The organism is Methylobacterium sp. WL103 (genome assembly GCF_008039885.1).
Taxonomy (GTDB): Bacteria; Pseudomonadota; Alphaproteobacteria; order Rhizobiales; family Beijerinckiaceae; genus Methylobacterium; species Methylobacterium cerastii.
Map to the genome: position 1 here is coordinate 1 of NZ_VRUX01000202.1, position 6,968 is coordinate 6,968.

Sequence of the window (6,968 nt, forward strand, 5' to 3'; positions counted from 1 at the left end):
CCCCTACGGCCCGGCCCCCGATCCGGCGCCGGCGCCGCACGGGCCGGCCCCCTCCGCACCGGCCGCGGGCCATTAAGCGATGATCGACCAGACGGACGAGGCCGAGATCGAGGCGTCGCGGGCGCCGCTCCTCGACCACCTGATCGAATTGCGCGCGCGGCTGATCAAGTCGCTGATCGCCTTCGTGGTGATGTTCTTCGGGTGCTTCTTCTTCTCGCGCGAAATCTACAACATCCTCGTCCACCCCTACGTCTCGATCGTCGGGGTCGAGAACGCAAAGCTCATCGCGACCCACTTCCTCGAGCAGGTCTTCACCAACATCAAGCTCAGCGTCTTCGGCGCGGCGTTCCTCGCCTTCCCGGTGATCGCCACGCAGATCTACGCCTTCGTCGCGCCGGGCCTGTACCGGAACGAGCGCAAGGCCTTCATGCCCTACCTCGTCGCCACGCCGGTGTTCTTCATCCTGGGCGCGCTGGTGGTGTTCTTCCTGGCGATGCCGCTGCTGATCAAGTTCTCGGTGTCGCTGCAGCAGGTCGGCGTCGCGGGCGAGCCGACGATCGCGCTGCTGCCGAAGGTCGACGAGTACCTCTCGCTGATCATGACGTTGATCTTCGCCTTCGGCATCGCCTTCCAGCTGCCGGTGATCCTGACCCTGCTCGGGCAGGTCGGCATCATCGACGCCAAGTTCCTGCGCGAGAAGCGGCGCTACGCGATCGTCCTGGTCTTCGTCGCCGCCGCCGTGCTGACGCCGCCGGACGTGATCTCGCAGCTCTCCCTCGCCCTGCCGATGCTGCTGCTCTACGAGGCCTCGGTGTTCTCGGTGTCGCGCATGGAAAAGCTGCGCGCCCGCCGCCGCATCGCCGAAGGGCTCGACCCGTAGAAACGGGACGATTGCAGATGGCGATTTGCTCTTCGGAAACTCACTGATAGCACCGCGTCATCCCGGGGCCGCGCAGCGGAGCCCGGGATCCAGAACCACTGGTCGCGCAGGACTTTGCACCGTCGGCGGCTCTGGATTCCGGGCTCGCCTGCGGCGCCCCGGAATGACGGCGTGATGACACTTGCGATCGCCCTGCTTCAGAGGCCAGGCCCCTTGGCAGCGCCGTAGATCCGGCCGGGGCGCCCGCCCGCCGAGCCCTGGACCACCACGACCCAGGCGTCGGCCTCGCCGACACGGGCGGCTGCGCGGGGCACCTCGAACCGCACCGCCTGGCCCGTCCAGGGGCCGAGGCGCTGCATCCCGCGCACGACGTTGACGTAGGTCGCGGTGCGGCCGGGGTTCTCGCCGCCGCCGATCGCGACCGGGCGGCTGCGCAGGACCGGCACCAGCCAGACGTCGCCCTTGAGCTCGGCCTTCGGCGCCGGCTCGGCCCCGATCTCGATCACGATGCGCTCGTCCCGCTCCTCGCCGCGGACCGGGACGGAGAGGCCGCCGCGGGCGCTCGACTCGCGCAGCAGCTTTTCCAGCGCCGGCCGATCGGAGCCGACGGTCGAGGCCGAGCCGTTGATGACGGCCTGCGGCGTGAACATCTGTCGCGCCCCGTGGACCCCGGAATAGCCGTGCTGGCGCTCGCCGAACGGGCGCTGGGCCAGGGTGTCCTTCCAGCCGAGGTAGTCCCAGTAGGTCACCGGCAGGGTGAGCGCGAGGATGCCGGGCTGGCGCGCGAGGTCGCCGATCACCGGGTCCGCCGAGCGGCAGGCGGCGCATCCCTGGCTGGTGAACAGCTCGACGACCGCCCGCAAGGGCTCGGCCGCCGCCGGACCGCACGACATGCCGAGTGTCAGCGCCGCGAGGAGGGCGCGGAGCCGGGCGGGTGCATGGGAACGGACGTGGGTCTCCGTCATCGCCTCAGGAGAGCGCACCGGACGCCGGCTGGGAAATCACGTTGGCTTGAGTCCCGCCGCCCGACCGAACGCGCGGCTTCGGCAGCATGTTCGGGCGCCAGCGCCGATGCATCCACAGCCACTGGCCGGGATTTTCGCGCACCCAGCCCTCGACGATTGTGGTCATCGCCTGCATCGCGCCGGCGATCTCGATGGCCCCGTCCGCGTCGCGGGGCAGGTCGAGGGGCGGGGTCAGCTCGAGCCGGAAGAGGCCGTTCGGGAGCCGCACCACCCGCGAGCCGTGGACCGGGCAATCGTAATGGCGAGCGAGCTTGGCGAGCAGCGGGTTCGCAAGGCAGGGGCGCCCGAAGAACGACACCACGACGCCGCGGGTGAAGTGCTGGTCGATCAGCTGACCGAGATGGCCGCCGCGCTCGACCACGCCCTGCATCGCGAAGGCGCCGCCGGGGCCGGAGGCGGCCAAGCCCCCCATGGTCTTGCGCCGCACCTCCTGCACCAGCCGGGCGGCGGCCGGATTGTTCGGCGCGCGGAACACCGCCGTGGTCTCGAGATCGAACTTCGCCGCGCAGATCGCCGGCAGCTCCCAGTTCGCCAGATGCGCCGAGAACACCAGGCCCGGCTGGCCGTCGTCGCGCAACGCCAGGAAGTGCTCCAGGCCCTCGACCTGCATGCGCTGGGTCGCCGGGTCGGCGGGGTCGAAGTCGAACAGCGTGTCGAGGTGGGCGTATTCGGCGCCGGTGCGGCCGAGGTTGTCCCAGGCGGAGCGCGCGATGCCTCGGATCTCGGCCTCGGACGCGTCGGGGAAGGCGGCGCGCAGGTTCGCGAGCGCGGTCCGGTGCGAGGGCAGCCACGGCCCGATCGCGCGCAGAAGCGCGCCGCCGGCGTCGCCCGCCCGCTCGGGACCGAGGATGCGCGACAGCCAGAAAACCGTGCGGATCAACGGCAGCATCGCGAAGCCCGCGAGCCGCGGCAGGTTGCGCTTCAGGGTCAGGGCGAGGCGCAGCAACGGGTCACTCTCGGGTGCGGGCCGTCCCGTCGAGGCGGGGAGGGCGGGAGGCGCCGCGGAACGAAACGCCCACGGGAGATTCCGCGGGCTTAGATCATTTCGTCGCGAGAGGGGAGGGCGTCAGAAGCTCACCAGGATCTTGCCGAAGACCTTGCGCGATTCCAGCCGTTCGAGCCCCTGCGCGAAGTCCGCCAGAGGATAGACCGTGTCGACGACGGGCCGGATGCCGGCCGCCATCTTGTCCAGCGATTGCGCGATGTTGGCGAGCCGGCAGCCGAACGAGCCGGTGATGCGGTACTGCTGCTGGAACAGCTGCATCAAATTCATGGTGGTCGAGACGCCGGAGGTCGAGCCGCAGGTGACGAGCCGGCCGCCGCGCTTGAGGCAGAGCAGCGAGCCGTTCCAGGTGTCGGGCCCGACATGCTCGAACACCACGTCCACGCCCTTGCGCTTGGTCAGGCGGCGGACCTCGCCCTCGAAGCGTTCGGTGCGGTAGTTGACGACGTGGTCGGCGCCGAGCTCGGCGGCCTTGGCGCCCTTCTCGTCGTCGCCCACAGTCGTGTAGACGGTGCAGCCGATCGCCTTGGCCATGCGGATCGCCGCGGTGCCGATCCCCGAGCCGCCGGCATGGACCAGGATGCTCTCGCCCGGCTCCAGCTTGGCGTTGTCGAACAGCATGTGCTGAACCGTGCCGAAGGCGATGCCGGCGCAGGCCGCGTCGGTGAGGCTGACGGCGTCGGGCACCTTCACCACGAGCCGGGCCGGCATGGTGACGAACTCGCGGGCGAAGCCGTCGATGTGGAAGCCCATCACCCCGCCGACATCCTCGCAGAGGTTGTCGCGACCCTCGCGGCAGGCGCGGCATCGGCCGCAGGTCATGGCGCCGTAGAGCGCGACCTTGTCGCCGGCCTCGAGCCCCTCGACGCCCTCGCCGATCTCGGCGATCTCGCCCGCGGCCTCCGCGCCGACGGTCAGCGGCAGGCGCCGCTTGGCGAAGGCCATGCCGCGAAAGCCCCAGACGTCGATGAAGTTCAGGCCGACCGCGCGGACGCGGACCCGGACCTCGCCGGGGCCGGGGGGAGGGGGCGCCTCGACCTCGGTCAGACGCAAGTCGCGGTCGCCGAAGAGTTGCAGGGCTTGCATCGGATGACTTTCAAACGCTGGGCCGACCCCATCCGGATCTCGGCCGATCCCATTCACGCCCTCATCCTGAGGCGCCCGCGTCGGCGGGCCTCGAAGGAGCCCTCCGGGGAGAGCGAAGCGATCCCCGGTTGCCTCCTCGAGGCCTCCGCTTCGCTCCGGCACCTCAGGATGAGGGCGCGGGGTGGGGTTTAGCACGGCGTTTCGCGCCGGAGAATCAAGCCGGGTTTATTCCGGCGCGAGATAGCGTCGCCGCGCCCAGCCCACGGTCCGGCCGACCTTGACGCGGCACCACGTGGTGCGGCTCGGCGTGTCGTTGGTGCAGCCGGCGACCAGCGCGCGGGCGCGGATCTCGCCGACCACCTCGGCGGAGGGATCGGGCTCGGCGCGGATGCTCAGAGTCTCGCCCCGCGGCAGGCCGTCGACGCGGTAGGGGACCGGATCGGCCCGCACGGCACCCGTGCTGAAGCTGAGCAGCAGGCCGGCGAGGGCGGCCGGGACGAGGCGGGACGCGCGCATGGTCAGCGGTGGACGCCCATCATCGCCGTCAGGCCGCCGTCGACCGGCAGGACCGCGCCGGTGACGTAGGCGGCGGGCTCGGCCAAGAGGAACGCCGCGAGCGCCGCCACCTCGGCCGGGTCGGCGAAGCGGCCGGCGGGGATCTGGCGCTCCATGCCGGCGCGGTGGGCGGCGTAGCCGGCCATCATCGGCGTGTCGATGAAGCCCGGCGCGATGACGTTGACGGTGACGCCGCGCTTGGCCGACTCGATCGCGAGCGTCCGGCAATAGGCGATCAGCGCGCCCTTGGTCGCGGCGTAGGCCGCGTTGCCGGTGTTGGCGCGGAGTGCCGCCACCGAGCCGATCGCCACGATGCGCCCGGCGCGCGTGCGGGTCATGCCGCGCACGAGGCTCTTGGCGATCCGCGTCAACGAGAAGAAGTTGACCTGCATCAGCGCCTCGGCCCGGTCCTGGTCGAGCATCGCGGCGAGCGCGTCGTAGGATTGGCCGGCATTGTGCACGAAGCCGTAATAGCTCTCCGCCTCGGCCGCCTCGCAGAAGGCGTCGAGGGCGCCGCGGTCGGCGAGATCGAGCGAAACCGCCTCGAAGCGCGCGTCCGGATGGCGCTCGCGCAACTCGGCGAGCAGCGCCTCGGCCGGTACCTGGGAGGCGCGGTAGGTGAAGTCGACCCCGTGGCCGGCGGCGGCGACCGCCCGCACGATCGCCGCGCCGAGCCCCGAGGCGCCGCCGGTGACGAGGACGCGGCGTTCCGCGTTGGCGTCCGCGGTCATGCGGGCTCGGAGCCGAGCACGAGGCAGGTGTTCTGCCCGCCGAAGCCGAACGAGTTCGAGAGCACGCGGGAGACCGGCACGTCGCGCGCCGCGGTGACGATGTCGAGGGGGATCGCCGGGTCCGGCACGGTGTAGTTGATCGTCGGCGGGATGCGCCCGTGCCGGATCGTCAGCAACGAGATCACGGCCTCGATCGCGCCCGCGGCGGTCAGGGTGTGGCCGAGCATCGACTTGTTCGAGGTGACGGGGATGCGCGCCGCGCCCTCCTCGAACACCGCCATCAGGCCCATCGCCTCCATGCGGTCGTTCTCGGGGGTCGAGGTGCCGTGGGCGTTGACGGTGTCGATCGCCTCCGGCCCGATCCCGGCGTCGTCGAGGCTGGCACGGATCGCCGCGATGATCGGCGCGCCGTCGGGGCTGGAGCGGGTGCGATGGAAGCCGTCGCCCTTCTCGCCGCAGCCGAGGACGTAGCCGAGGATCTTCGCGCCGCGCGCCACGGCCGAGGCCGCGTCCTCCAAAACCAGGGCCGCCGCGCCCTCGCCCATGACGAAGCCGTCGCGGTTCTTCGAGAACGGCTTCGAGGCCGTCTCCGGCGGATCGTTCTGGGTCGAGAGCGCCGAGAGCAGCGAGAAGCGGATCAGCGATTCCGGGTTCACCGACCCGTCGGTGCCGATGCAGAGCGCCGCCTGCATCTCGCCGCGGCGGATCGCCTCGACGCCGAGTTGGATCGCGGTGGCGCCCGACGAGCAGGCGGTGGAGAGCGAGATCGGCGAGCCCTTGGTGCCGAAGCGCTCGGCGATGCGGTCGGCCACCGTGCCGAAGATGAAGAGGTCGTGCCACGCGTCGAAGCTGCGGGACGCCGCCGCCTGCTGCAGGCCGGCATAGGTCACCGGCCCCTCGCCGCCGCAGGCCTCCGCCAGGGCCTTGCGCTGCGGCCACTCCATCTCGACCGGCGGCACCGCGATGAACAGCGCGCCGGGGAAGTCGCCGGCCGAGCCGAGGCCAGCCTGCGCCACCGCTTCCTCGGCCGCCACGCGGGCGAAGCGCTCGGACAGGGCGGGGGCGACCAGCGGGTCGGTGTCGAGGAAGTCGACCGTGCCGGCGATGCGGGTGCGCAGGCCGTCGGTGGGGAAGCGCGCGATCGCGTGGATGCCGGATCGCCCCTGCGTCAGGGCGGTCCAGGTCGCGTCCTGGCCGTGCCCGAGGGAGGATACGATGCCGAGCCCGGTGACGGCGACGAGCGGGCGGCCGCTTGCGTCGCGATGGGGGTGTCCGGCCGGGGAATGTGCTGCCATGGCGCCGTCTTAATCGGTTTTTTTCGGCCGTGCATCCCGCGCCGTGACGGATCGGACTTGGCCGTCAGGCCCACTCGCCCTGGCGCATCACCGGCACCGACTGCCCGTCGGCGCCGACGCCGTCCACGTCGACCTCGCCCGAGCCGATCATCCAGTCGATGTGGATCAGGCTGCGGTTGGCGCCGCGGGCCGCAAGGTCGTCCTCGGAGAAGTCCGCGCCGCCGCCCACGAAGCACTTCGAGTAGGCCTGGCCGAGCGCGATGTGGCTCGCGGCGTTCTCGTCGTAGAGCGTGTTGTAGAACAGGAGCCCGGAGGCCGAGATCGCCGAGGAGGCCGGCACCAGCGCGACCTCGCCGAGGCGGCGGGCGCCCTCGTCGGTGTCCAGCACCCGGG

Annotated in this window: 8 protein-coding genes; 1 reads left to right on the forward strand and 7 read right to left on the reverse strand. The window is 71.5% G+C overall.

Annotated elements, in window-relative coordinates; all coding sequences use genetic code 11:
- Positions 1–79 precede the first annotated feature (79 nt).
- A complete protein-coding gene (gene tatC, locus FV222_RS13530) occupies positions 80–880 on the forward strand; it encodes a twin-arginine translocase subunit TatC (RefSeq protein WP_147752882.1) in 801 nt (266 codons plus the stop codon).
- A 197-nt stretch (positions 881–1,077) separates the two neighbouring features.
- Here tatC and FV222_RS13535 read toward each other — a convergent pair whose 3' ends face one another.
- The 7 genes from FV222_RS13535 to FV222_RS13565 form a co-directional block, all read right to left on the reverse strand.
- Positions 1,078–1,845 (reverse strand): DUF1223 domain-containing protein, encoded by a 768-nt coding sequence (locus FV222_RS13535; protein WP_147814645.1) that lies wholly within the window; start codon positions 1,843–1,845, stop codon positions 1,078–1,080.
- Between the two features lie 4 nt (positions 1,846–1,849).
- Complete coding sequence (locus FV222_RS13540; protein ID WP_147814647.1) at positions 1,850–2,851, reverse strand: lipid A biosynthesis lauroyl acyltransferase; 1,002 nt, start codon at positions 2,849–2,851, stop codon at positions 1,850–1,852.
- A gap of 120 nt (positions 2,852–2,971) precedes the next feature.
- Positions 2,972–3,994: a zinc-binding dehydrogenase gene (locus FV222_RS13545; protein ID WP_147752879.1), complete on the reverse strand. Its 1,023-nt coding sequence runs from the start codon at positions 3,992–3,994 to the stop codon at positions 2,972–2,974.
- Between the two features lie 225 nt (positions 3,995–4,219).
- Positions 4,220–4,510: an SH3 domain-containing protein gene (locus FV222_RS13550; RefSeq protein ID WP_147762407.1), complete on the reverse strand. Its 291-nt coding sequence runs from the start codon at positions 4,508–4,510 to the stop codon at positions 4,220–4,222.
- A gap of 2 nt (positions 4,511–4,512) precedes the next feature.
- Positions 4,513–5,280 (reverse strand): SDR family oxidoreductase, encoded by a 768-nt coding sequence (locus FV222_RS13555; RefSeq protein ID WP_147814649.1) that lies wholly within the window; start codon positions 5,278–5,280, stop codon positions 4,513–4,515.
- Complete coding sequence (locus tag FV222_RS13560; protein WP_147814651.1) at positions 5,277–6,575, reverse strand: beta-ketoacyl-ACP synthase; 1,299 nt, start codon at positions 6,573–6,575, stop codon at positions 5,277–5,279. The genes FV222_RS13555 and FV222_RS13560 overlap by 4 nt, the downstream gene beginning before the upstream one ends.
- Positions 6,576–6,639: 64 nt before the next feature.
- On the reverse strand, positions 6,640–6,968 hold a 329-nt coding region (locus FV222_RS13565), incomplete at its 5' end, for an aminopeptidase (protein WP_147814652.1).